Raw genomic sequence first — 23,861 nt, forward strand, 5'->3', positions numbered from 1 at the left:
TCAATGAAAGTTGGCGGACAGCTCTTGGCTTACCCACACCTTGGCATCGATGCTGCCAACGCGGGATAACTGCATCTGGTATTCGTACCGGTCCGGTCGGTACAAGCCATGCAGCCATTGGACGGGACGGTCGTCCTCGTCATAAATCAAACGCCGCACCGCCAACAAGGCCGATCCGACGGACACATCCAGGTGCTGGGCCATGCCCACATCGGCCAAGCGGGCCGAAATGGTTTGCTCAGCACGCCCCACCTTGACGCCCGACTCTTCGAGCAGCACCAAGATGGGCTTTTGCATCAATTCACGTTTGCCAAAGCCCGCAGAGATCGACTCTGGCACCCAGGTGGTGATGTGCGAGAGCGGCCCTTCGGGCGTGCTGCGCACACGTTCGGCTTTTTGCACGGTGGCACCGGCTTGCAGCTGCAAGGCGGCGGCCACATCGACCGGCGCACGCATGCGCTCGACCGACAAGACCTTGACCTTGGTGCGCAGGCCCATGGTGACCAAGTTCTCCAGCAGGCCCGTCAGGCGCGCCTGCTGACCTGTGGCCATGGTGGCCGCTTGCATCTGCACTTCATTGGCCCGCGCTTGCACAGGGCGGGTGCCGCGACCGGGCTCACGGCTGATCAGGCCTTCTTGCGCCAACTGCGACAGCGCTCGGCGCACCGTGACACGGGCCACGCCGAACTGGCCCATCAAAGCCATCTCGCCGGGCAAACCGGCATCAAAACGGCCTTCGCGCAATTGCTCGCGCAGCACCAGATAAATCTGGTGGTACTTGGGCAAAGGCAAATTCGGGTTCATGGCTGCTATCGTCAATCAGTCCTAATGTCCTGTCAATAGAACAATCAGGTTCTATCCATAGGACATTTGATTGGGGATTTCCCGCATGACCTGACCCGCAGCGGCGACAGCGCTCAGGCCAAGAGCTGTTGCAAAATCGGCTCCGAAAACCAGATGAACTCTCTACATCTGGCTGCGACCATTACGAAAAAGAGTCACATGCAAGCAAGCGATATCGGCCTGGTGGGCCTGGGCGTGATGGGTGAAAACCTGGCCCTGAATCTGGCGCGCAACGGTTTTGCCGTCAGCGGTTTTGACCTGGACGTGACCCGGCGCCAAAGCTTCACCCAGCGCACCCAGGGCCTGAAAGCCCAGACCGCCGAGTCTTTGGCCCAGCTGGTGGCCAGCTTGCAAGTGCCGCGCCGCGTGTGGCTGATGGTGCCCGCAGGCGCCCCGGTGGATGCGGTGCTGGCCGAGCTGCGCCCCCTGCTGGCGACGGGTGACGTCATCATCGACGGCGGCAACACTTTGTTCACCGACACGCAGCGTCGCATCGCAGCGCTTGAAGGCTCGGGCATCTTGTATGTGGGCGCTGGCGTAAGCGGCGGCGAAGAAGGCGCCCTGCGCGGCCCCGCGCTCATGCCCGGCGGCTCGCCCGAGGCCTGGCCGCTGGTCAAACCCCTGCTGCAAGCCATTGCCGCCAAGGCCGACGATGGCCAGCCCTGCTGCGACTGGATGGGCCACGGCGGTGCCGGTCACTTTGTGAAGATGGTGCACAACGGCATCGAATACGCCGACATGCAAATGATCTGCGAAGCCTATTGGCTGATGCAGCAATGCCTGGGCATGAGCGCCGCCGAGATGAGCCCGGTCTTTGCCCACTGGAACGAAGGCGAGTTGGGCAGCTACCTGATCGGCATCACCGCCGACATCCTGAAGCAAACAGACCCCGACACCGGCGACGCTTTGGTCAACGTGATCCTGGACACCGCCGAGCAAAAAGGCACCGGCAAATGGACCAGCCAGATCGCGCTGGACATGGGCGTGACCGCGCCCACGATTGCCGACGCGGTGTTTGCCCGCACCATCAGCGCCATCCAGCCCGAGCGCGTGGCGGCGTCCAAAATCTTGAAAGGCCCTGCGCCCAAGGCGGTGGGCGAGCGCGCCGAAGTGTTACCCAAGATCCAGCGCGCCTTGCTGGCCGCCAAGCTGTGCGCCTATGCGCAAGGCTTTGCGCTGCTCAAAGCCGCCGACCGCGAACACCAGTGGCAACTGCCCATGGCCAAGGTGGCCTCGGTCTGGCGTGCGGGCTGCATCATCCGCGCCCACCTGCTGGAAGACATGCGCCGCGCCTTTGCCGCAAACAACGACCTGCCCAATTTGTTGATCGACGATCACTTTGCCCGCGTGATGGCCGACTGCGAACAAGACCTGCGCGAAGTGGTGGCCATGGCCGCCCTGAACGGCGTGGCCGTGCCCGCCTTCATGAGCGCCCTGTCGTATTACGACGCCTACCGATCCGCCCGCCTGCCCGCTAACTTGCTGCAAGCCCAGCGCGACTACTTTGGCGCACACACCTACCAGCGCACCGACAAGCCGGGCAAGTTCCACACCCGCTGGGGTGCGTGAACAAGGCTTCTCTCACCCGAAGTCCTTTGTCACCCCGGGCTCTTCAAATGTCATCCCGGGCTTGACCCGGGATCCATGACTGCGGGTTCTGGACCCCGGGTCAAGCCCGGGGTGACAAAGCTTTAGTTAGGACCGGGATGACCCTAGCGCTCGGGATAACAAAGAAGGGCAATCAGCCCTTCATGCGTAACGCACCCGCAAATCGCGCTTGAGCAATTTACCGCTGGGGTTCTTGGGCAGCGCATCGGTGAAGACCACGCGCTTGGGTGTCTTGAAACCCGCCATGTGCTGGCTGCAGTGCGCGATCACCGCTGCTTCATCGAGCGTCTGCCCGACTTTGACCACGATCACCGCCGTCACGGCCTCCACCCACTTGGGGTCGGGCAAGCCGATCACCGCCACTTCGCTGACTTGCGGCAGGCGGTAAATCATCTCTTCCACCTCGCGGCTGGCCACGTTTTCGCCGCCGGACTTGATCATGTCCTTCTTGCGGTCCACCACGGTGATGTAGCCCTCGTCGTCGATGATGCCCAAATCACCACTGTGGAACCAGTCGCCCTCAAACGAGGCCTTGGTGCGCTCGTCGTCGTGGAAGTAGCCCAGCATCAAATGCGGCGAGCGGTGCACGATCTCGCCCACTTCGCCCACGGCCACGTCCTGCATGTCGTCGTTGACCACACGGGTCTCGACGTTGCGCACCGCCTTGCCGCACGAGCCGGGTTTGCGCAGTTGGTCGTCTGGGCCGAGCATGGTGGCCAGCGGCGCGATTTCGGTCTGACCGTACAAGTTCCACAAGCGCACTTTGGGCAGACGTGCCGCCAACTCTTTGAGCACCTCCACCGGCATGATGGACGCGCCGTAGTAGCCCTTGGCCAGCTTGGAGAGTTTGTCGGCATCGAGCAGCGGCGAGCGCAGCAAGGCGATCCACACCGTGGGCGGCGCAAAGAAGCTGGTGATGCCGAACTTCTCGATCATCGGCAGCAGGTTGTCGGGCGTGGGCTTGGACGTGATGACGTTGGTGCTGCCCATGTAAATGGCCGGGCCAAAGAACACATCGAGCTGGGCGCAGTGGTACAGCGGCAGCGCGTGCAGGGCCACGTCGGCCTCGGCAATTTCGGCGTCGATCACGCAGCTGACGTACTGCCACATGACGGCGTCGTGCGTGAGCTGCGCGCCTTTGGGCGAGGACTCGGTGCCGCTGGTGTAGACGATCTGCGCCACGTCGTAACTGCCCAACTGCAACTCGGGCAGTGCATCGGTGCAAGCGGCCAAGGTGTCAAAGCTGTGCATGCCCGCCACCGGTTGGCTCGGGTCTTCGGACGGCAGCCAGATGAACTGCTGCACCTGCGTGTCGAGCTTGGCTGCAGCCTGCGCCAGCTCGGCCAGGCCGCTGTCGGTGGCCAAGGTTTTGGCGCCTGCGTGGCGCAAGATGTAGGCGACTTCTTCGGCCTTGAGCATGAAGTTGATCGGCACCATGACCGCGCCCCGGCGGGCCAGCGCAAAGCGCAGCGCGGCAAAGCCGTGCGAGTTGCGGGCCAGCACAGCCACCTTGTCCCCCTCGGACACACCGATGCTGGCCAGGCCTGCGGCCAGGCGCGTCACGAGCGCATCGAACTCGGCATACGTCCAGGTGGTGCTGCCGCACACGATGCCGGTCTTGGCGGGCAAGCGGATCGCGGTGCGGCGCAGGGCATCGGCGATGGTCTGGCGGCGGACGGCGGGGTGGATGGCAGTTTGGGGGGCGTGGGACATGGTGCGGGCTCCTGCATCGATATGATCGGAAGATTGAACACCAGACCCGCGAGAATTCCATTGGCACTTCCCCCTCCCTCCCCCCGAAAACTGTCACATACGCGAACCGTCGTTTACAGCGGCTATGACCGCGAAGACGGCCTGTGGGACATCGAAGCCGAATTGACCGACGTCAAGACCTTTGGCTTCAAGGTGCCCAACGAACGCCCCTTTCCGGCCAATGAACCCATCCACGGCCTGAAGATCCGCGTCACGCTGAACAACAAAATGGTCATCCAGGACATCGTCACCGCCATGGACGACATCCCCCACCCCGAGTGCGCGGGCGCACCCCACGGCATGCACCGACTGATCGGCCAGACCATGGGCCCGGGCTGGCGCAAAGTCATCAACGAACACGTGGGCGGCACCGAAGGCTGCACCCACCTGCGCGAAATGCTGTTCAACATGGCGACCGCCGCCTACCAAACCCTGCCCGCAGGCCAATGGCACCGCCGCGAAGTGGCCGGCGAGCCCCAACCCGAAATCGCCAAGCCCCCCTTCCACCTGGGCCAATGCCACAGCTGGGCCTATGACAGCCCGACGGTGCAGAGGGCTTATCCGATGTTTTTCAAGCCGAAGGTGGTGGAGGGTTCTTGATCAAGCCAGATTGGCATTCCCAGGGCTCGTGCATAAAATCTGACAACAAAGGCTCACCCCCACCATGAAACCCTCAGCAGCACTGGCGGCCCACCGCAGCGAAATACGTGACATCGTTCTGGCGCACAGAGCGGTGAATGCACGCGTGTTTGGCTCGGTCGTGCATGGCCTGGACACTGACGAAAGTGATTTGGACATCTTGGTGGACACCACAGCCAATACCACCTTGTTTGACCTGGGAGCCATTCGCTACAAACTGCGCAACTTGCTCGGTGTCCCCGTCGATGTGCTGACCCCTGGCGCCCTGCCGGACAAGTTCCGCAAAGCCGTGATCGCCGAGGCCCGCCCTGTATGAGCCGTGATCCTTTGCGCTTGCCAGACTATCTGGACCACATTCTGGAAGCCATCCACCGCATCCAAAACTATTGCGAAGACTTGGACGAAACAGGATTCCTGTCCACCCCTCTGGTCCAAGACGCCGTCATCCGCAACTTCGAGATCATTGGAGAAGCCAGCCGCAACATCGAGCGCGTTGCGCCCGACTTCGTGACCGCCCACCCTGAACTGCCATTGTCATTTGCCTATGACATGCGCAATGTGCTGGCGCATGGCTATTACAAAGTGGACCTGGTCGTCGTCTGGAAAACCATTGAATCTGACTTGCCTTACCTGCATGAGCAAGTCACTCTTGCACGGAACACGCTTTAAGCCCCCTAACAACTCAAAATGAATGCAGGGCATCGCCTGCGATAATCATCAACTCCTAAAGCGCATCAGCGCTTTTCTTTTTCACAGCCTCTGGATCTACACCATGAACCGCTGCACTCTGGCCCTTCGCGGGCGTGCTTTGCTTTGCCTTGAACTCATCACCTCCCTGAACGCCGTGGAGGCCGCATGAGCAAGAAGGTCTTCATCAAAACCTTTGGCTGCCAGATGAACGAGTACGACTCGGACAAGATGGCCGATGTCCTGGGCGCGGCCCAGGGTTACGAGCCCACACAAGATGTGGACGAGGCCGATCTGATTTTGTTCAACACCTGCTCGGTGCGCGAGAAGGCGCAAGAAAAGGTCTTCAGCGATCTGGGTCGGGTGCAGCACCTGAAAGCCAAGGGCGTGCTGATTGGCGTGGGTGGCTGCGTGGCCAGCCAGGAAGGTGCCGAGATCATCAAGCGTGCGCCTTATGTGGACGTGGTGTTTGGCCCGCAAACCTTGCACCGCCTGCCCGAGATGCTGGCCGAGCGCGAGCGCAAGCAGCGCCCGCAGGTGGACATCAGCTTCCCCGAGATTGAAAAGTTCGACCACCTGCCACCCGCCAAGGTGGAAGGCGCCACCGCCTTTGTGTCGATCATGGAAGGTTGCAGCAAATACTGCAGCTACTGCGTGGTGCCCTACACCCGGGGCGAAGAAGTCTCGCGCCCGTTTGACGATGTGCTGGTCGAAATCGCCGGTCTGGCCGCGCAGGGCGTGAAAGAGATCACCCTGCTGGGCCAGAACGTGAACGCCTACCGGGGCAAGATGGGGGGAACGAGCGAGATTGCCGACTTTGCCTTGTTGCTGGAATACGTGGCCGACATGCCAGGCATCGAGCGCATCCGCTACGTGACCAGCCACCCGAACGAGTTCACGCAGCGCCTGATTGACGCTTACGAGAAGATCCCCAAACTGGTGAGCCACCTGCACTTGCCGGTGCAGCACGGCTCGGACCGCATCCTGATGGCCATGAAGCGCGGCTACACCGCCATGGAATACAAGAGCACGATCCGCAAGCTGCGGGCGATCCGCCCCGACATGTCGCTCAGCAGCGATTTCATCGTGGGCTTCCCGGGCGAGACCGAGGACGACTTCAACAAGATGATGAAGCTGATCACCGATGTGGGCTTTGACACGAGTTTCAGCTTCATCTTCAGCCCCCGCCCCGGCACGCCTGCGGCCAACTTGCACGACGACACGCCGCACGACGTGAAGCTGCGCCGCCTGCACCACCTGCAAGCGACCATCGAAGAAAACGTGCAGCGCATTGGCGAGAGCCGCGTGGGCACGGTGCAGCGCATTTTGGTCGAGCGCCCTTCACGCAAGGACGCGACCGAGCTGGCGGGCCGCACCGAGTGCAACCGGGTGGTGAACTTCCCCGGCGGCCCGAACATGGACCGCCTGATCGGTCAGATGGCCGATGTGCGCATCACCCAAGGCCTGTCGCACTCGCTGCGCGGCGAGTTGGTGATCAAGGACTGACCCGCTGGGTTTTCAGGATTCGCGCCCGACTTCGCGGATGTAGCGGCGGTAGTCGCCGTGCGGGATGGGTGTGCAGCCGTCCACTGGACGGTTGTACACATAGGTCTGCACCGTCTGGCCTTGCAGCGAGCCACTGAGCACGGTCACTTCTTCGCGCCAGTATTGCGAGGCGGCGCGGTCGCCGGGCACCATGTCTTCCACCCCATCGAGTCGGGCCAGGTGCGCGTCATCGACTTCGTAGACCTCACCTGTGACTTGCCCATCGCCGTGCAGCAAACCGGGGTAGCGGCCCACATCGACCAAGCGACCCGGCACCTGGGCGGGGCCCATGAATCGGGCACCATGCATTTCGGCCTCCAGGCGCAGGCCGGGCATCAAGGTGCCGTAGATGAAAAGAGCGTGTGTCATGCGCTGGATTTTGCGCCCATGTGAGCGAAGCGTGGCAAACCAGTGTCTGCGCAAGCACCCCACTGGATCGCCGCGTCGCAAGCTCCTCGCGATGACGGGGTTTGTGAACTGCCATGTGACAGGCTCCTCGCGATGACGGGGCATCTCGTCATTGCGAGCGAAGCGTGGCAATCCAGTGCCCGCGCAAGCTCCTTGCGATGAAGGGCGTTGCCGTACGCCAGGGGACATGAAAACGGATTCCAGCACTGCGCCAAGGTTTAAACTGTTCTGACAGAGACAAGCGTGGCCCGCACGCACCCGGCAGACACACGGCGCAAGCCAGAGGCCCCCATGAAAGCAGAACAAAACGAACTCATCACCCGCATTGGCCCGGGCACGCCCTGCGGCGCGGTGATGCGCCACTATTGGCAGCCCGTCGCCCTGGTGGACGAATTCAACCCCGCGCTGGACCCGCGCATGGCGATTCGCCCCGTCAAAGCCGTGCGCATTCTGGGCCAGGACCTGGTGTTGTTTCGCAACGCGCAGGGCGACTACGGCTTGCTCGACCGCGACTGCCCGCACCGGGGGGCCGACCTGGCCTTTGGCCGCAACGAAGGCGATGGCCTGCGCTGCCCTTTTCATGGCTGGAAGTTTGACGTCACGGGCCAGTGCATCGAAACGCCCGCCGAGCCGACCGGCAGCACCTTGTGCAACCGTGTGCGCCAGCGCAACTATCCGCTGATCGAGCGCAGCGGCATTGTGTTTGGCTGGTTCGGCCCAGAAGGCCAGACACCGCCGCCACTGCCAAGCATCGATGCCTTCAGCGCTCCGGCCACCCACACCTTCGCTTTCAAAGGGCTGTGGCATTGCAACTGGTTGCAAGCGTTTGAGGTGGGCATTGACCCGGCGCACGCGTCTTATTTGCACCGCTTCTTCAAGGACGAATCGCTCGAAGGCAGCTATGGCCGCCAGTTCCGGGGCGCGAGCGCGGGCGATGTGCAAGGTGAGCGCTGGCCCATGACGCGCGTGATGCGCGAGTTGGACCAGCCCGAGATTTCGTTCGAGCCCACCGATGCGGGCCTGCGCCTGACGGCCCTGCGCCCGATCAACGAGGCGCTCACGCATGTGCGGGTGACCAACGCGCTGTTCCCGCACACCTTTGTGATTCCACTGTCCGAGACCATGACCATCACGCAGATGCATGTGCCGGTGGACGACACGCACACCTATTGGTATTCGGTGTTCACCAGCTTTGCCGGGCCGGTGGACAAAGAGGCCATGCGCAAGCAACGCCTGCCCTCGGTCACCCTGCCCGACTACATCCCCAAGGCGGGCAAACACAACCACTGGGGCTTCAACCCCGAAGAGCAAGTTTCACGCACCTACCTGGGCATGGGCGAAGACGACATCAACGTGCACGACCAGTGGGCCTGCGAGAGCATGGGCCCGATCCAGGACCGCACCCGCGAACACCTGGGCACCAGCGACAAGGTCATCATGGCCAACCGCCGCACCCTGCTCAAAGCCATCGAGACGGTGCAGGCCGGGGGCTTGCCGCCCGGCTTTGCACAAGATGCCGTGGCCAGCCAGCGCATCGGCCCCGACACGGTGGATGGCATCGCGCCCAGCGGGCAATGGCCGCAGTGGTGGCGCGAAGCCTGCGATGCCAAACGCAGCGGCGCGCCGTGGGATGCCGCCCTGCCCGGCCATGCGCCCACCCCAGCGGACACCCCCGCCGACACGAGCGCGGCATGAGCTTCGCTGAACGCTGCGGCCTGCACAGCCGCGAACGCCAGGCAGCTTGTGAGCAATTGGTGCGGCAAGTCGAGGCCTCAGGCATCGAGCTGATCCGCCTGGGCTGGTGTGACCTGCACGGCGTGGTGCGCGGCAAGACGATCGTGGCCTCGCAACTGCGCCAAGCGCTGGCCAACGGCATCGGCATGGTCAGCACCTTGCTGCTCAAGGACAGCTCAGACCGCACCGCCTTCAAGGTGTTCGAGTCGGGCATCGAAGAGACCCTGCCCGGCTTTGCCGGGGCCAGCAATTTCACGCTCATGCCCGACCCGGCCAGCTGGCATGTGCTGCCCTGGGCCGACAAGACCGGCTCGCTGCAGTGCCAGCCCTATTTTGCCGATGGGCGCATCGTGCCGCTCGATTCGCGCCATGTGCTGCAGCAAGCCGTGCAGCGCCTGGCCGATCGCGGCTGGCAAATGCGCTGCGGGCTGGAAGTTGAGTTTCACATTTACCGCCTCAAAGACCCGTTGTACGGGCAAGACCTGGACCCGGACCGTGCGGGATGGCCCGGCCCCGCACCCGAAGTCAGCCTGATCCACCCGGGCTACAACCTGCTGACCGAAGGCTGGATGGACCGGGCCGAGGAGCCCCTGCGCATCGTGCAACGCACCGCGCAAGCGCTGGGCCTGCCGTTGATCTCGCTCGAAATCGAACTGGGCCCCAGCCAGGTCGAAGCGGTGTTTGACGTGAGCGATGCGCTCACCGCTGCCGACCAGATGGTGCTGTTTCGCAACGCCACACGCCAAGCCCTGCGTCGCGCCGGTTACCACGCCACCTTCATGTGCCGCCCGCCGTTTGAACACATCATGTCCAGCGGCTGGCATTTGCACCAATCGGTCTGCGCGTTGGCCACGGGCCACAATGTGTTCATGCGCGAGGCTTCCGCACCGGGTGTCGGTGCGCTGGATGCGCGGCAGGTGCTGAGCGATGAAGGTGCGTCCTGGCTGGCCGGTCTGCTGGCGCACGCCCCGGCGCTCACCGCCCTGTGCACCAGCACCAGCAATGGCTACGGGCGATTCAGGCCCAACGCCATGGCACCTCAGTCGATTTTGTGGGGTCGCGACAACCGAGGAGCCATGCTGCGCGTCATCGGCGAACCCGGCGACAAGGCCACCCGGATTGAAAACCGCTTGGGCGAGCCTGCAGCCAACCCCTACCTGTACATGGCCTCGCAAATCCACGCGGGACTCGATGGCTTGGATACACAACTGAAAGCGCCGCCAGCCACCGAAACGCCTTATGCCGCAGGGGCCGCCTCCATCCCAACGTCTTTGGCCGATGCGGTGCAGGCGCTGCAGCAAGATGCGGCCTTGTGCCAGTCGCTCGGCGAATCCTTCGTGGACTACTACAGCACCATCAAGCGGGCCGAGCACCAACGCCTAGTGCAAGCCGAAGATGCGACGGAGTTTCACAAGCGTGAATACTTCGGCCGAATTTGATAAACCCTAGAAAGCGCGTTTGAGCGCGATGCACTGATGATCACGATCCACCTGCAACCCCACGACCCGACCCAAGCCGCGCACAGCCTGCAAGTGCAGCCCGGCCAAAGCCTGATGCAAGCGGCCGTCGATGCCAACTTGGACGGCATCCAGGCCGATTGCGGCGGACTGCTGACCTGCGCCACTTGCCATGTGGTGGTTCAAGGCGATTGGCAGTCCAAGCTGCCGCCTGTTTCAAGTGACGAAGACGGCATGCTGGCCTTCACCGCCCAAGCACGCCAGCCAAGCAGCCGCTTGTCGTGCCAGATCATGTTGACGCCAGAACTGGACGGCCTGCAGGTGACGCTGCCTGCAAGCCAGTATTGAATCAGCGCGGCATGCCGGGGAAGCCCCCGCCGCCGCCCATCATGCCTTTCATGGCGCCCATGCGCTTCATCATTTTCATGAGGCCGCCGCCCTGCATCTTTTTCATCATGTCCTGCATTTGCTCAAACTCTTTGAGCATGCGGTTGACGTCGTGCACCTGAACACCAGCACCGGCCGCGATGCGGCGTTTGCGCGTGGCCTTGATCAGCTCGGGCTTGCTGCGCTCTTTGGGCGTCATGCTGTGGATGATGCCTTGCTTGCGGGCGATGTCTTTTTCGACCTTGTCCATGTCCATCGCGCCGGCCTTGGCGGTCAGCTGGCTGGGCAGTTTGTCCATCAGGCTGGACAAGCCGCCCATTTGTTTCATCTGCTGGATTTGGGCCAAAAAGTCGTTCAGATCGAAACCGCCGCCGCTCTTGACCTTGGCGGCCAGCTTTTGCGCGGCCTCCATGTCCACACCCGCGGTGACTTGCTCGACCAGCGCAACGATGTCGCCCATGCCCAAGATGCGGCCGGCATGGCGCTCGGCATCGAACACTTCGAGGCCGTCGATCTTCTCGCTGGTACCGGCAAACTTGATGGGCGCGCCGGTGACCTGGCGCACAGACAGGGCTGCACCACCGCGTGAGTCGCCGTCGAGCTTGGTCAACACGATGCCGGTGAGCGGCAGCGCTTCGCTGAAGGCCTTGGCGGTGTTGGCCGCGTCCTGACCTTGCATGGCATCGACCACGAACAGGGTTTCAACAGGTTTCAGTTCAGCATGCAGCGCCTTGATTTCGGCCATCAGGGCTTCGTCAATCGCCAGGCGGCCGGCGGTGTCGACCAGCAGCACGTCAAAGAAGTGTTTGCGGGCGTAGTCGATCGCAGCGCGGGCGATGTCGATTGGCTTTTGGTCGGGGGTGCTGGGGAACCATTCGGCACCGGCTTGGGCGGTGACGGTCTTGAGCTGTTCGATGGCGGCGGGGCGGTACACGTCACCCGAAACCGTCAGCACTTTCTTCTTGCGCTTTTCGATCAGGTGCTTGGCCAGCTTGGCGGTGGTGGTGGTTTTACCGGCACCTTGCAGACCGGCCATCAGGATCACGGCGGGCGGCTGCGCGGCCAGGTTGATGTCGGCGACGCCTTCGCCCATGGTGGCGGCCAGCTCACGGTTGACCACGCCCACCAAGGCCTGGCCCGGCTTGAGCGAACCCATGACTTCTTGGCCGAGGGCTTTTTCTTTCACGCGCGCAATGAAGTCGCGCACCACCGGCAGCGCCACGTCGGCCTCCAGCAAGGCCATGCGGACCTCACGCAGCATGTCGGCCACGTTCGATTCGGTGATGCGGGCCTGTCCGCTGATGGTTTTGACGAGGCGGGAAAGTTTGTCGGTCAGGGCGGAGGCCATGCGTGCAAATCCAGAAAAACCGGTCCAGCGTGTGGTGAAACCCCTGTGGCTGCACCTGAAAGGCTAAACTCGGACCCATGATTTTAGCGAGTCCCCCATTCTGGATGCACCCCGCCGCCGCGGTGGCCGCCCTGGCCTATAGCCTGGCAGCGGTGACCGGTGCGCGCATGGGCGAAGTCAACGCACGCCGTTTGCTGGGGCTGGCTTGGGCGGCGCACGCGCTGGCTTTGCTGGGTTTGCTGGCAGGGCCGGTGCGCTTTGGCTTTGCGCCGGCCATGTCTGTCACCGCCTGGCTGGTGGTCACCGCTTATGTGGTGGAGCGGCAGATCTTCCCGCAGCTCAAGGCCCGCTGGGCCATGGGCGGCCTGGGTGCTGTGGCCGTGACGCTGGCCTGGTTGTTTCCGGGCACCTTGTTGCATGCGCAAGCTTCGGCCTGGTTGCCGCTGCATTGGGCGCTGGGCCTGTCGGCCTATGGCCTGTTTGGCGCGGCCGTGATCCACGCCTGGATGATGACGCGCACCGAGCGCAACATCCGCTTGGGCCAAGAAGCCGACAGTGGCTTGCCCCTGCTGACACTGGAAAAACTCACCTTCCGTTTTGTGGCGGCGGGCTTCATGCTGCTCACGGCCACCTTGGTGGCTGGTGCCTTGTTTGGTGAAACCCTCTATGGCCAGGACCGGGGCCAATGGCGCTGGGACCACAAGACGATTTTTGCCCTGCTGTCTTGGCTGACCTTTGCGGTGCTGCTGGTCGGGCGCAGCCAGTGGGGCTGGCGCGGCCGCCGTGCGGTGCGGGTTCTTTATATGGGTGCGGGTTTGCTGCTGTTGTCTTATGCAGGCTCGCGTTTTGTTTTGGAAGTTTTGTTGGGGCGTGCGGGATGAAATACCTGTTTTTGTTGCTGCTGGCCTTGGTCGTGATCTGGGCGGTCAAGCGTTCCCGCGTGAAGCCCCCGGCAGAATCGGCCCAAGCTCCATCGCCCTCGCCCACCGAGATGGTGGCCTGCGCGCACTGCGGCATTCACCTGCCGCGCGCTGAAGCGGTGTCGGGTCAAAAGGGCTTGTATTGCAGCACCGAGCACCGCAGCGCTGCTCAAGACAGCAACCCCGCCTGAGCCCTGCCAAAGTTTTGCGCGTGAACGACACCGCCGCCGACACCCCAAGCTCCACGACCGATTGGCAACAAGGCTGGTACACGCCAGCGCAGCGGCTGGACTCGCCCAACTTCGGGCCGCGACCTGCGGGCGCATGCATCGACTTGCTGGTGATCCACTCCATCAGCTTGCCGCCAGGCCAATACGGTGGCAACGAGGTGCTGGCCTTGTTCACCAACCAACTGGACTGGGACGCGCACCCCTACTTTGGGCAGATCCGAGGGCTGCAGGTGTCGTCGCACTTCTATGTCCGGCGCGATGGCTCGCTGTGGCAGTTTGTCAGCTGCGATGACCGGGCCTGGCATGCCGGCCAGTCCGAATACCGGGGCCGACCCCATTGCAATGACGACTCGATCGGCATTGAGCTGGAAGGCCTGGAGGGTGAGTGCTTTGAAGCGGCGCAGTACGACAGCCTGGCCCGTTTGTGCACAGCGCTGGCGGCCCGATACCCGATTGCCCACGTGGCGGGGCACGAGCACATCGCCCCCGGCCGCAAACAGGATCCAGGACCCGGGTTCGATTGGCCACTTTTGCGATCTTTGTTGGATTTCTCAGATCGGTGTTTTCCCTTGGTTTGATGTGCCGCCGTTACAACTGAGAAATATTTTTCCAGCCCCAATTTGGTACATACGGTTGAGTTTTAAGCGTTCGCTGGCGATTTGTCCAAAATCTGCAAGCTAGACAAATCAAGCCTGTAGCGACAAAACCCCGCCGAAACCCAATGCTGGCTTGAGTTTGTGGTCACAAGTCGCGTGATTCAGAGCTTCGCTCTGGCACTTTTCAACTGCTGAAAAGCCCAAAACAGTGCCTGTGATTTCAAGATGAATCTAAGCTTTCACAAAAAGTCCCCCAAGGACCTCGGTACACTATAGGTAGTGGCTTGAAGGATGCCCAGACACCAGATATAGTGTCCCTTACAAATTTTCACATTTGAATTTTCAGCCTCTTTCAAGCCCTCAAGATCCAACGCCCTGCAACAAACCAAGAACATGACCATGCACACAGATCTGAACATCTCGAGCCACCCCTCAGGCCTTATCGGTCTACCAGAAACTGAACGCCTCAACGCCGCATCGACCCATGCACTGGCCAACTACCAGATCATTCGACGCAATGGTGCCGTGGTGCCTTTTGAGCCCAACAAGATCGCCGTGGCCTTGATGAAAGCCTTTTTGGCCGTTCACGGCACCCAAGGTGCGGCATCGGCCAGCGTTCGCGAGGTCGTGGAAGAGTTGACCCAGAACGTGGTGCGTGCTTTGGTCCGCTCGCGTCCAGGCGGCGGCACCTTCCACATTGAAGACGTGCAAGACCAGGTGGAGCTGGGCCTGATGCGCAGCAGCAACCACGAAGTGGCACGTGCCTATGTGTTGTACCGCGAGCGCCGCACGCAAGAGCGTGCGCAACAGCAACAACAAGTGGCCACAGAAACCGCCTCCAGCGAGCCCGCCCTGCATGTGATCGACGGCGGCAAGCGCGTGGAACTGGACCTGAACTACCTCAAGTCCTTGATGGTCAATGCTTGCGCGGGTCTGGGCCCAGACGTCAGCGCCGAGCCCATCGTGGCCGAAACCATGCGCAACCTGTACGACGGTGTACCCATGGAAGAGGTCTACAAAGCGTCGATCCTGGCGTCGCGTACCCTGATTGAAAAAGACCCGGACTACACCTATGTGACTGCCCGCCTGCTGATGCACACCATCGCCAAGGAAATCCTGGGCAAGGAAGTGACCGCCGACCAGCTCGGTCAAGCGTACTTGGACTACTTCCCCCAGTTCATCAAGAAGGGCGTAGACAACGACCTGCTGGATGAAAAGCTGCTGCAGTTCGATCTGAAGCGCCTGGCCGAGGCCCTCAAGCCCGAGCGCGACATGCAGTTCGACTATCTGGGCCTGCAAACCCTGTACGACCGCTACTTCCTGCACGTGCGCAAGACCCGCATCGAGATGCCTCAAGCCTTCTTCATGCGTGTGGCCATGGGTCTGTCACTCAACGAGATCAACCGCGAAGCCCGCGCCATCGAGTTCTACGAGATCCTGTCTTCGTTCGACTTCATGTCGTCCACCCCCACCTTGTTCAACAGCGGCACCTTGCGTTCACAGCTGTCGAGCTGCTACCTGACCACTGTGCCCGACGATCTGGACGGCATTTATGAGTCGATCAAGGAAAACGCTCTGCTGTCCAAGTTCGCAGGCGGCCTGGGCAACGACTGGACGCGTGTGCGCGCCATGGGCTCGCACATCAAGGGCACGAATGGCGAATCACAAGGCGTGGTGCCTTTCCTCAAAGTCGTCAACGACACGGCTGTGGCGGTGAACCAGGGCGGCAAGCGCAAGGGCGCGGTCTGCACTTACCTGGAAACCTGGCACCTGGACATCGAAGAGTTCCTGGAGCTGCGCAAGAACACCGGCGACGACCGCCGCCGCACGCACGACATGAACACGGCCAACTGGATCCCCGATCTGTTCATGCGCCGCGTCATGGAAAAAGGCGACTGGACCTTGTTCTCGCCCTCCGATGTGCCTGACCTGCACGACCTGTTCGGCCAAGCGTTCGAAAAAGCCTATGTGGCTTACGAGCAAAAAGCCGAGCGTGGCGAAATTCGCCCCAGCAAGAAAATTCCAGCCAATGACCTGTGGCGCAAGATGCTGTCGATGCTGTTCGAGACCGGCCACCCCTGGATCACTTTCAAGGACCCTTGCAACGTGCGCTCGCCCCAGCAGCACGCCGGTGTGGTGCACTCATCCAACCTGTGCACCGAGATCACACTCAACACCAGCGACACTGAAACCGCGGTCTGCAACCTGGGCTCGGTCAACCTGTCCAAGCACCTGAAAGACGGCCCCAACGGCAAGGTCATCGACCGCGCCAAGCTGCAAAAGACGATTTCGATCGCCATGCGCATGCTGGACAACGTGATCGACATCAACTACTACGCCGTCAAGAAAGCCCGTGACTCCAACATGCGCCACCGCCCTGTGGGCTTGGGCCTGATGGGCTTCCAGGATTCGCTGTACGAAATGCGCATCCCCTACGCATCGCAAGCGGCCGTGGAGTTCGCCGACCAGTCCATGGAAGCGATCTGCTACTACGCTTATTGGGCTTCGACCGAGTTGGCCAAAGAACGCGGTCAGTACTCCAGCTACAAAGGCTCGCTGTGGGATCAGGGCATCTTGCCGCTGGACACGCTGGACCTGCTGGAGCGCGAGCGCGGCGGTTATGTGGAAGTGGACCGCTCGTCCACCTTGGACTGGGATGCTTTGCGCAAGAAGATTGCGCAAGACGGCATGCGCAACTCCAACTGCGTGGCGATTGCGCCAACGGCCACCATCTCCAACATCATCGGTGTGGACGCCTCGATCGAACCTTGCTTTGGCAACCTGTCGGTCAAGTCCAACCTGTCGGGCGAGTTCACTGTCATCAACAGCTACTTGGTGCGTGACTTGAAGCGCTTGGGCCTGTGGGACGACGTGATGGTCATGGACCTGAAGCACTTTGACGGTTCCCTGCGTCCTATCGACCGCGTGCCGCAAGAGGTCAAGTCTTTGTACGCCACCGCCTTTGAAGTGGAGACCACTTGGCTGGTGGAAGCTGCTGCTCGTCGCCAGAAATGGATCGACCAAGCGCAATCGCTCAACATCTACATGGCTGGTGCTTCGGGCAAGAAACTCGACGACACCTACAAGCTCGCTTGGTTGCGTGGTCTCAAGACCACCTACTACCTGCGCACATCGAGTGCCACGCAAGTGGAGAAGTCCACTGTGCAAGCGGGCTCGCATAACGCTGTGTCTTCAGGCATGCCGACTGCCGGCATGAGCGCACACGATGCATCGGCATCGCAGGCACCGCTGAGCGCTACACCTGCGACCGATGTGCAATTCACCGCGATCGACGACGTCGGCTGCGAAGCTTGCCAGTGATCTGAATGCATCGCACACACATGCCAACATGGTGGTGCGATGCAATTGAACAACACTTCGAGCCCATGCATGCGCAGAAAACGAATCACTGCTTTGCAATTCGCGCGCATGCTTTCATAATTTGAGAACTGGAAATTTTTATGTTGTCTTGGGACGATCAAGTTAAACCCGCATTGCAACCTGCAATGCCTCCAATGCCTGGCACGGGTGCAGCACCTGCATCGGCATCGGTGTCTTCTCCAGCAGCGCCTGCTCGCCGCATGAATGCCGCTGACAAGCGCATCATCAACGGCCAGACCGACGTCAACCAGTTGGTGCCTTTCAAATACAAATGGGCTTGGGAAAAATACCTGGCCACCTGCGCCAACCATTGGATGCCGCAGGAAGTGAACATGAACCGCGACATCGCTTTGTGGAAAGACCCCAACGGCCTGACCGAAGACGAGCGCCGCATCGTCAAGCGCAACCTCGGCTTCTTTGTCACCGCCGATTCGCTGGCAGCCAACAACATCACATTGGGCACTTACCGCCACATCACAGCGCCTGAGTGCCGCCAGTTCTTGTTGCGCCAAGCCTTTGAAGAAGCCATCCACACCCACGCCTACCAATACATTGTGGAATCGCTGGGTCTGGACGAGAGCGAAATCTTCAACGCCTACAACGAAGTCAAATCCATCCGTGACAAGGACGAGTTCCTGATCCCGTTCATCAGCGCGATCATGGATCCGAACTTCAAGACCGGCACGCTGGAAACCGACCAGACTTTGCTCAAGTCGCTGATCGTGTTTGCTTGCCTGATGGAAGGTCTGTTCTTCTACGTGGGTTTCACACAAATCTTGGCCTTGGGTCGCCAAAACAAGATGACAGGTGCTGCCGAGCAGTACCAATACATCCTGCGCGACGAGTCCATGCACTGCAACTTCGGCATCGACTTGATCAACACCGTGAAGCTGGAAAACCCCCAGCTGTGGACCGCCGAATTCAAGGCCGAGATCAAGGCCCTGTTCCTGCAAGCTGTCGAACTGGAATACCGTTATGCCGAAGACACCATGCCACGCGGCGTGCTGGGCATGAACGCCTCCATGTTCAAAGGCTATCTGCGCTACATCGCCAATCGCCGTGCCACGCAAATTGGACTTGAACCTTTGTTCCCGAACGAAGAGAATCCATTCCCATGGATGAGCGAAATGATTGACCTGAAGAAAGAACGCAACTTCTTTGAAACCCGGGTCATTGAATACCAATCTGGCGGGGCCTTGTCTTGGGACTGATCTTCTGAACACCCTTCACATGTCACCCTTCTGCAAGCCACAACGCGTGATCCCTACGGGGGTTGGGCGGTGTGGCTTTTCCGCGTTCATGGTGTTGAGGCATGCTTCAGCACCATGGATCGCTTTGTGCAATCCAACAAGCACCAAGCGTTCCCTTTCCGTTGAGTTCTCAACTTGATCAAGGAGAAAATCATGGCAACTGCAAAAAAAGCAACAGCTAAAAAAGCTGCTCCCGCAAAGAAGGCCGTCGCGGCCAAAAAACCTGCTGCTAAAAAAGTAGCCGCAGCCAAGAAGCCCGCTGCTAAAAAAGCCGCTCCAGCTAAAAAAGCCGTCGCGGCCAAAAAGCCAGCAGCTAAAAAAGTAGCAGCCGCTAAGAAGCCAGCCGCTAAAAAAGCCGCTCCAGCCAAAAAGGCCGTTGCAGCGAAAAAGCCAGCAGCTAAAAAAGTAGCAGCCGCTAAGAAGCCAGCAGCCAAAAAAGCCGCTCCAGCTAAAAAAGCAGCTCCTAAAGCAGCAGCCGCTAAAAAGCCAGCAGCCAAAAAAGCCGCACCCGCTAAAAAAGCAGCTGTTAAGAAAACCGCAGCCAAAAAGCCAGCAGCCAAAAAGCCCGCTGTGAAAAAAGCTGCCAAGAAGCCTGCTGCAAAGAAGGCATCCAAAGCACCCGCTGCCCCTGCTGCTCAAACCACACTGAATCCTCAAGCTGCCTGGCCGTTTCCTTCGGCCGCCAAGCCCTGATTCAGCTGGCAAACGCTAGCAATAAAGCCCAACACTGGCAACGGTGTTGGGCTTTTTTCCTGGGAAGCCACTCAGGGGTAAAAACTCACAATACGGTATCCGGTCACAGCCAAGTCACGGGCGACCGTCAAGCGCATCAGGCCTTGCCACACTTGTCCGGGAGACAGTGTTTCGGGTGCATCCAACTGGTCCGCTCCAAACACACGGCGCACCAATGGCTTGCCTTGCACATCCTCCAGCGTGACCTCCAGTGAAGTCATCAACACATTCTGAGCAGAGGTGTTGCGAACCACCCACTGCAACTCAAAAGCGTCGTCACGTTGTATGAAGCTGGATGTGTCGATCACCACCGCATGAAGGTCTCGCGCATGTGCTGATTCACAAGCCCATGCATTGCAGATTCGCTGAACGTGATGCGCCATCACTGGAAACTTGGCCACCAAAGCGAAGCGGTTCACCCAGATCACCTGGCTCAGCAAGGCGAGGACCAAAGCGGACAAGGCCAAAATCGACGGCCAACGACGACGCACCGACTCCCGGGACGTTGTTTCGTCGATTGTCGACACATCGAGGTCGTCTGCAGGATCCTGCGATTGAGGTGGGGATGCAGCCATTCTCACGATGGCTTTGTCGATTTCTGGTTGAAAGCTCGACAGGGCTTTTTCAAACGAACTCAAATCCTCAGAAGCTTGGGTCCGCACATCCAAAGTCGAGCGGTCTTCTTGCTTGAGCAAGTCTCCAATATCCAGCCGCGGTGGTAAGGTGCCCGACCAAGAGAGAATCAGGCCCGTGCTGTCGAACGCATGCTGACACTCCCCACAGCGCAACCAGCCTTTGGCCACCTCGAGCTGATCAGGCAAGACCTGATAGACCGTGGCACATTCAGGGCAGCGTGTGATCCAGTTCATGACCCGATTGTAGACAGGGTCAAGTCTCCGCTCAAACTGCGGCTGCAGACTTCTTGGCGGTCATCAAGATCCAGCCGTCTTCCGCATCGGCCACTTCAAGTTGCACCCAAGGTGCGTAAGCCGCTTTGAGCTCATCGGCCTGGCGCTCCAAAATGCCCGCCAACACCAAAGAACCACCGCTTTGCACGTACGCACACAGCAGCGGCGCCAGCACTTTCAAGGGTGTCGCCAAGATGTTGGCCAGCACGGTTTGGTAGACCCCTTGGGCTTTGTCTGGCAAGCCAGCCATCAAAGTCACGTGATTGGCTTCGGCGTTCAACTCGGTCGATGTGACCGCAGCCTCGTCAATGTCCACAGCATCGATGCGAGCAGCTCCGTACTTGGCGGCACCAATGGCCAGAATGCCGGAACCACAACCGTAATCGAGCACGCGCTGGTCTTGCACATTGTTGCGGGCAATCCAGCGCAGACACATGCGGGTGGTCGGGTGTGTCCCGGTGCCAAAAGCCAGGCCCGGATCCAGCCGAATGATCTGTTTGGCTTGCGCCGGTGGTTCATGCCAAGTGGGCACGATCCAAAAATCAGAAGTCACTTCCACCGGGGCAAATTGCGATTGGGTCAAACGCACCCAGTCCTGATCGGCCACCGCCTGAATACCGAGCAATCGGCAACCTTCAAAGAAGTCTTGCGCCTGCAGCAAGGTGGCGGCCTCCTTGGCGCCGGACTCTTGCGCAAACAAGGCAACCATGCGTGAACGCTGCCAGCCGTCTTTGGGTGGCGGCATGCCAGGCTCGCCAAACAAAGCCTGCTCGGCAGGGGTCTGGGCGTCGGCATCTTCGACCGACACGCTCAAGGCATCCAGGGCATCGAGCGCGTCGCTCAAAACGTCAACCCGTTCCTCCGGGCAGAGCAAGCTCAGTTCAAACATGGTGCGATCCGATCTCAGCGTTTGTGTTGGCTGAGCCAGTGTTCAAGGTAATGGATGTTGGTGCCGCCTTGCATGAACTTGGCGTCCACCATCAGCTCGCGGTGCAGCGGGATGTTGGTGTTGATGCCTTCGATCACGGTTTCGGCCAAGGCGGTCTGCATGCGGGCCAAGGCCTGCTCGCGGGTGTCGCCGTGCACAATGATCTTGCCGATCATCGAGTCGTAATTCGGTGGCACAAAGTAGTTGTTGTAGGCGTGTGAATCCACGCGCACACCGGGGCCGCCAGGCATATGCCAAGAAGTGATACGACCGGGCGAAGGTGTGAACTTGAAGGGGTCTTCGGCGTTCACACGGCACTCGATGGCATGACCACGGATCTGGATCTGCTTTTGCGTGAATGGCAATTTCTCACCGGCAGCGACCATGATCTGGGTCTTGACGATGTCCACACCGGTGATCCATTCGGTCACGGGGTGCTCCACCTGAACACGGGTGTTCATCTCGATGAAATAGAATTCGCCGTTTTCGTACAAGAACTCGAAAGTGCCAGCACCGCGATAACCGATCTTCTTGCAAGCGGCCACGCAACGCTCTCCGATCTTTTCGATCAGTTTGCGCGGAATGCCTGGTGCAGGGGCTTCTTCGATCACCTTTTGGTGGCGACGCTGCATGGAGCAATCGCGCTCACCCAGATAGACCGCATTCTTGTGCTTGTCTGCCAGGATCTGGATTTCGACGTGCCGTGGGTTCTGCAGGAACTTTTCCATGTAGACCGCAGGATTGCCAAACGCGGCACCGGCCTCGGCCTTGGTCATTTGAACCGCATTGATCAAGGCGGCTTCGGTGTGCACCACACGCATGCCGCGACCACCGCCGCCACCCGCGGCCTTGATGATCACGGGGTAACCCACGCTCTTGGCGATGCGGCGGATCTGGGCTGGATCGTCGGGCAACTCGCCCTCTGAGCCAGGCACGCAAGGCACGCCTGCGCGGATCATGGCCTGCTTGGCCGAGACCTTGTCGCCCATGATGCGGATCGACTCGGGTGTGGGGCCGATGAACTGGAAACCGCTTTTTTCGACGCGCTCGGCGAAGTCGGCGTTCTCGCTCAAAAAGCCATAGCCGGGGTGAATGGCTTCAGCGTCGGTCACTTCGGCAGCCGAAATGATCGCGGGCATGTTGAGGTAACTCAGGGGCGAAGCTGCAGGTCCGATACAGACCGCTTCTTCGGCCAACTTCACGTATTTGGCTTCTTTGTCGGCTTCGGAATACACCATCACCGCTTTGATGCCCAACTCGCGGCAAGCGCGCTGGATTCGCAAAGCGATCTCACCGCGGTTGGCGACCAGGATTTTCTTGAACATGAAATCCCCGTTTGGTTTATTCGACGATGAACAAAGGCTGACCGTATTCGGTCGCTTGACCGTTTTCGCACAGGATTTGGGTCACGGTGCCGGATTTGTCGGATTCGATCTCATTGAGGATCTTCATCGCTTCAATGATGCACAGGGTGTCGCCTTCTTTGACGACCGAGCCGATTTGCACGAAAGGCGCAGCACCAGGGCTCGAAGAACGGTAAAAGGTACCGACCATGGGCGACTTGACGGCGTGACCAGCAGGCGCTGCGGGTGCTTCTGCTACTGCAGGTGCCGCCACGGCCACAGGTGATGCAGCCAAAGGGGCTGCTGCTGGGGCTTGCTGAACCATCACGGGGGCAGCCACGCCCATGCTCTTGACGATGCGGACCTTGCCTTCGGCTTCGGTGATCTCCAACTCGGAGACATTCGAATCTGATACCAAATCGATCAGGGTTTTGAGTTTGCGCAAATCCATAGGACCTCCATTGCGTAAGCCAACGTAAGGGCCTGAATTTACACCAATTTTCAGTAAAAACCCTCAAAAAACCATCTAACAACTCGCATTTTGGAGAAATCCACGACCAAATTCCTCCAACAGAGATGCTACTGAGGCACTACCAGCCACCATGAGCCGCTCAAACGCCGCTTGAACGCCACTCGTTCAAAGCATCAAGATTCAATTGACCCAGCTTTTGTTGCCAAATCGATCCATCTGCCTTGAAAAATACACTGAATGGCAAGCCTCCTGTGGCGTTGCCCAAGGATTTGGCCAGCTCCGTGCCCCCCAACCCGGCCAAACCCACCGGAAAACCCAAGGGCTGGCGTTGCAAGAATTTTCTGACGGCACTGGGCTGGTCAATGGCCAAGGCCAGCACTTGCAAGCCGTTGGCTGCATTTTCACGCCAGAAGCGATCAAGCAAAGGCAACTCTTCCACGCAAGGTGGACACCAGGTGGCCCAAAAGTTCACCAGCAAGGGTTTCCCAGCCAATGAGGCCATGGACAACGACTCGCCCGTGGGCGTGTCAAAGCTGTGCCCCCAAAAAGCATGCTGCGCAGCACCGGACGCCGGCTGCGGCGTCATGCGCCACCAAGCCAAGCCGGCACCGGCCAAGCCGGCTGCAGCACCTGCAGCCAGCATCAGGTGGCGACGGGAGGAGGGTTGTTGGGCTTTCAACATGGGGGAATGGT

Annotated in this window: 24 protein-coding genes; 15 read left to right on the forward strand and 9 right to left on the reverse strand. The window is 60.4% G+C overall.

Annotation, left to right across the window (positions count from 1 at the left end):
* A complete protein-coding gene (locus tag B9Z43_RS08395) occupies positions 1 to 804 on the reverse strand; it encodes a GntR family transcriptional regulator (RefSeq protein WP_199222278.1) in 804 nt (267 codons plus the stop codon).
* Positions 805 to 1,002: 198 nt separating this feature from the next.
* Between B9Z43_RS08395 and gndA the strand changes: the two genes are divergently transcribed.
* Positions 1,003 to 2,412, forward strand: coding sequence for an NADP-dependent phosphogluconate dehydrogenase (gndA, locus tag B9Z43_RS08400; protein WP_108324379.1), 1,410 nt, complete (start codon positions 1,003 to 1,005; stop codon positions 2,410 to 2,412).
* A 180-nt stretch (positions 2,413 to 2,592) separates the two neighbouring features.
* On the opposite strand, the gene B9Z43_RS08405 is transcribed toward gndA, so the two are convergent.
* Complete coding sequence (locus B9Z43_RS08405; protein ID WP_199222279.1) at positions 2,593 to 4,164, reverse strand: acyl-CoA synthetase; 1,572 nt, start codon at positions 4,162 to 4,164, stop codon at positions 2,593 to 2,595.
* Between the two features lie 60 nt (positions 4,165 to 4,224).
* Here B9Z43_RS08405 and B9Z43_RS08410 point away from each other — a divergent pair, with 60 nt between their 5' ends.
* From B9Z43_RS08410 to miaB, 5 genes are all read left to right on the forward strand, one after another.
* On the forward strand, positions 4,225 to 4,803 hold the full coding sequence (locus B9Z43_RS08410) for a DUF2889 domain-containing protein (RefSeq protein WP_233249963.1): 579 nt from the start codon (positions 4,225 to 4,227) through the stop codon (positions 4,801 to 4,803).
* Positions 4,804 to 4,867: 64 nt separating this feature from the next.
* Positions 4,868 to 5,158, forward strand: a complete 291-nt coding sequence (locus B9Z43_RS08415) for a nucleotidyltransferase family protein (protein ID WP_108324381.1) — start codon at positions 4,868 to 4,870, stop codon at positions 5,156 to 5,158.
* Positions 5,155 to 5,511, forward strand: coding sequence for a DUF86 domain-containing protein (locus B9Z43_RS08420; protein ID WP_108324382.1), 357 nt, complete (start codon positions 5,155 to 5,157; stop codon positions 5,509 to 5,511). Before B9Z43_RS08415 ends, B9Z43_RS08420 begins: the two co-directional genes overlap by 4 nt.
* A 22-nt stretch (positions 5,512 to 5,533) precedes the next feature.
* Entirely contained in the window at positions 5,534 to 5,701 is a 168-nt protein-coding gene (locus B9Z43_RS17365) for a hypothetical protein (RefSeq protein WP_158270460.1), read from the forward strand.
* Positions 5,698 to 7,035, forward strand: a complete 1,338-nt coding sequence (gene miaB / locus B9Z43_RS08425; protein WP_108324383.1) for a tRNA (N6-isopentenyl adenosine(37)-C2)-methylthiotransferase MiaB — start codon at positions 5,698 to 5,700, stop codon at positions 7,033 to 7,035. The genes B9Z43_RS17365 and miaB overlap by 4 nt, the downstream gene beginning before the upstream one ends.
* A 12-nt stretch (positions 7,036 to 7,047) precedes the next feature.
* Here the strand turns inward: miaB and B9Z43_RS08430 are convergent, their stop codons facing one another.
* Positions 7,048 to 7,443, reverse strand: a complete 396-nt coding sequence (locus B9Z43_RS08430) for a gamma-glutamylcyclotransferase (RefSeq protein ID WP_108324384.1) — start codon at positions 7,441 to 7,443, stop codon at positions 7,048 to 7,050.
* 330 nt (positions 7,444 to 7,773) lie between these two features.
* On the opposite strand from B9Z43_RS08430, the gene B9Z43_RS08435 reads away from it, so the two are divergent.
* The 3 genes from B9Z43_RS08435 to B9Z43_RS08445 are packed head-to-tail and all read left to right on the forward strand — an operon-like array spanning position 7,774 to position 11,021.
* Entirely contained in the window at positions 7,774 to 9,177 is a 1,404-nt protein-coding gene (locus B9Z43_RS08435) for a Rieske 2Fe-2S domain-containing protein (RefSeq protein WP_108324705.1), read from the forward strand.
* Complete coding sequence (locus tag B9Z43_RS08440) at positions 9,174 to 10,655, forward strand: glutamine synthetase family protein (protein ID WP_108324385.1); 1,482 nt, start codon at positions 9,174 to 9,176, stop codon at positions 10,653 to 10,655. The genes B9Z43_RS08435 and B9Z43_RS08440 overlap by 4 nt, the downstream gene beginning before the upstream one ends.
* Before the next feature lie 36 nt (positions 10,656 to 10,691).
* A complete protein-coding gene (locus B9Z43_RS08445; RefSeq protein ID WP_108324386.1) occupies positions 10,692 to 11,021 on the forward strand; it encodes a 2Fe-2S iron-sulfur cluster-binding protein in 330 nt (109 codons plus the stop codon).
* Position 11,022: 1 nt separating this feature from the next.
* Here B9Z43_RS08445 and ffh read toward each other — a convergent pair whose 3' ends face one another.
* Positions 11,023 to 12,408 (reverse strand): signal recognition particle protein, encoded by a 1,386-nt coding sequence (gene ffh, locus B9Z43_RS08450; RefSeq protein WP_108324387.1) that lies wholly within the window; start codon positions 12,406 to 12,408, stop codon positions 11,023 to 11,025.
* Positions 12,409 to 12,485: 77 nt separating this feature from the next.
* Here ffh and B9Z43_RS08455 point away from each other — a divergent pair, with 77 nt between their 5' ends.
* From B9Z43_RS08455 to B9Z43_RS08480, 6 genes are all read left to right on the forward strand, one after another.
* Positions 12,486 to 13,289 carry an inner membrane protein YpjD gene (locus B9Z43_RS08455; RefSeq protein ID WP_108324388.1) on the forward strand — a complete coding sequence of 268 codons (804 nt, stop codon included), beginning with the start codon at positions 12,486 to 12,488 and terminating at the stop codon, positions 13,287 to 13,289.
* A complete protein-coding gene (locus B9Z43_RS08460) occupies positions 13,286 to 13,519 on the forward strand; it encodes a PP0621 family protein (RefSeq protein ID WP_108324389.1) in 234 nt (77 codons plus the stop codon). The genes B9Z43_RS08455 and B9Z43_RS08460 overlap by 4 nt, the downstream gene beginning before the upstream one ends.
* Before the next feature lie 20 nt (positions 13,520 to 13,539).
* Complete coding sequence (gene ampD / locus B9Z43_RS08465; protein WP_108324390.1) at positions 13,540 to 14,136, forward strand: 1,6-anhydro-N-acetylmuramyl-L-alanine amidase AmpD; 597 nt, start codon at positions 13,540 to 13,542, stop codon at positions 14,134 to 14,136.
* A 393-nt stretch (positions 14,137 to 14,529) separates the two neighbouring features.
* The gene (locus tag B9Z43_RS08470; RefSeq protein WP_369910141.1) at positions 14,530 to 17,475 is read left to right on the forward strand and encodes a ribonucleoside-diphosphate reductase subunit alpha; all 2,946 of its coding nucleotides are present in this window, start codon (positions 14,530 to 14,532) and stop codon (positions 17,473 to 17,475) included.
* A 140-nt stretch (positions 17,476 to 17,615) separates the two neighbouring features.
* A complete protein-coding gene (locus tag B9Z43_RS08475; protein WP_108324392.1) occupies positions 17,616 to 18,746 on the forward strand; it encodes a ribonucleotide-diphosphate reductase subunit beta in 1,131 nt (376 codons plus the stop codon).
* Positions 18,747 to 18,938: 192 nt separating this feature from the next.
* Positions 18,939 to 19,478, forward strand: coding sequence for a histone H1-like DNA-binding protein (locus B9Z43_RS08480; RefSeq protein WP_108324707.1), 540 nt, complete (start codon positions 18,939 to 18,941; stop codon positions 19,476 to 19,478).
* A 71-nt stretch (positions 19,479 to 19,549) separates the two neighbouring features.
* On the opposite strand, the gene B9Z43_RS08485 is transcribed toward B9Z43_RS08480, so the two are convergent.
* From B9Z43_RS08485 to B9Z43_RS08505, 5 genes are all read right to left on the reverse strand, one after another.
* Positions 19,550 to 20,386 (reverse strand): zinc-ribbon and DUF3426 domain-containing protein, encoded by an 837-nt coding sequence (locus tag B9Z43_RS08485; protein ID WP_108324393.1) that lies wholly within the window; start codon positions 20,384 to 20,386, stop codon positions 19,550 to 19,552.
* Positions 20,387 to 20,417: 31 nt separating this feature from the next.
* Positions 20,418 to 21,314 (reverse strand): 50S ribosomal protein L11 methyltransferase, encoded by an 897-nt coding sequence (prmA, locus tag B9Z43_RS08490; protein WP_108324394.1) that lies wholly within the window; start codon positions 21,312 to 21,314, stop codon positions 20,418 to 20,420.
* Between the two features lie 14 nt (positions 21,315 to 21,328).
* Positions 21,329 to 22,678, reverse strand: a complete 1,350-nt coding sequence (accC, locus tag B9Z43_RS08495) for an acetyl-CoA carboxylase biotin carboxylase subunit (RefSeq protein ID WP_108324395.1) — start codon at positions 22,676 to 22,678, stop codon at positions 21,329 to 21,331.
* 16 nt (positions 22,679 to 22,694) lie between these two features.
* A complete protein-coding gene (gene accB, locus B9Z43_RS08500; RefSeq protein ID WP_108324396.1) occupies positions 22,695 to 23,147 on the reverse strand; it encodes an acetyl-CoA carboxylase biotin carboxyl carrier protein in 453 nt (150 codons plus the stop codon).
* Positions 23,148 to 23,307: 160 nt separating this feature from the next.
* On the reverse strand, positions 23,308 to 23,850 hold the full coding sequence (locus tag B9Z43_RS08505; protein ID WP_233249965.1) for a TlpA disulfide reductase family protein: 543 nt from the start codon (positions 23,848 to 23,850) through the stop codon (positions 23,308 to 23,310).
* Positions 23,851 to 23,861 lie beyond the last annotated feature (11 nt).

Source organism: Limnohabitans sp. MMS-10A-192, assembly GCF_003063335.1.
Lineage (GTDB): Bacteria > Pseudomonadota > Gammaproteobacteria > Burkholderiales > Burkholderiaceae_C > Limnohabitans_A.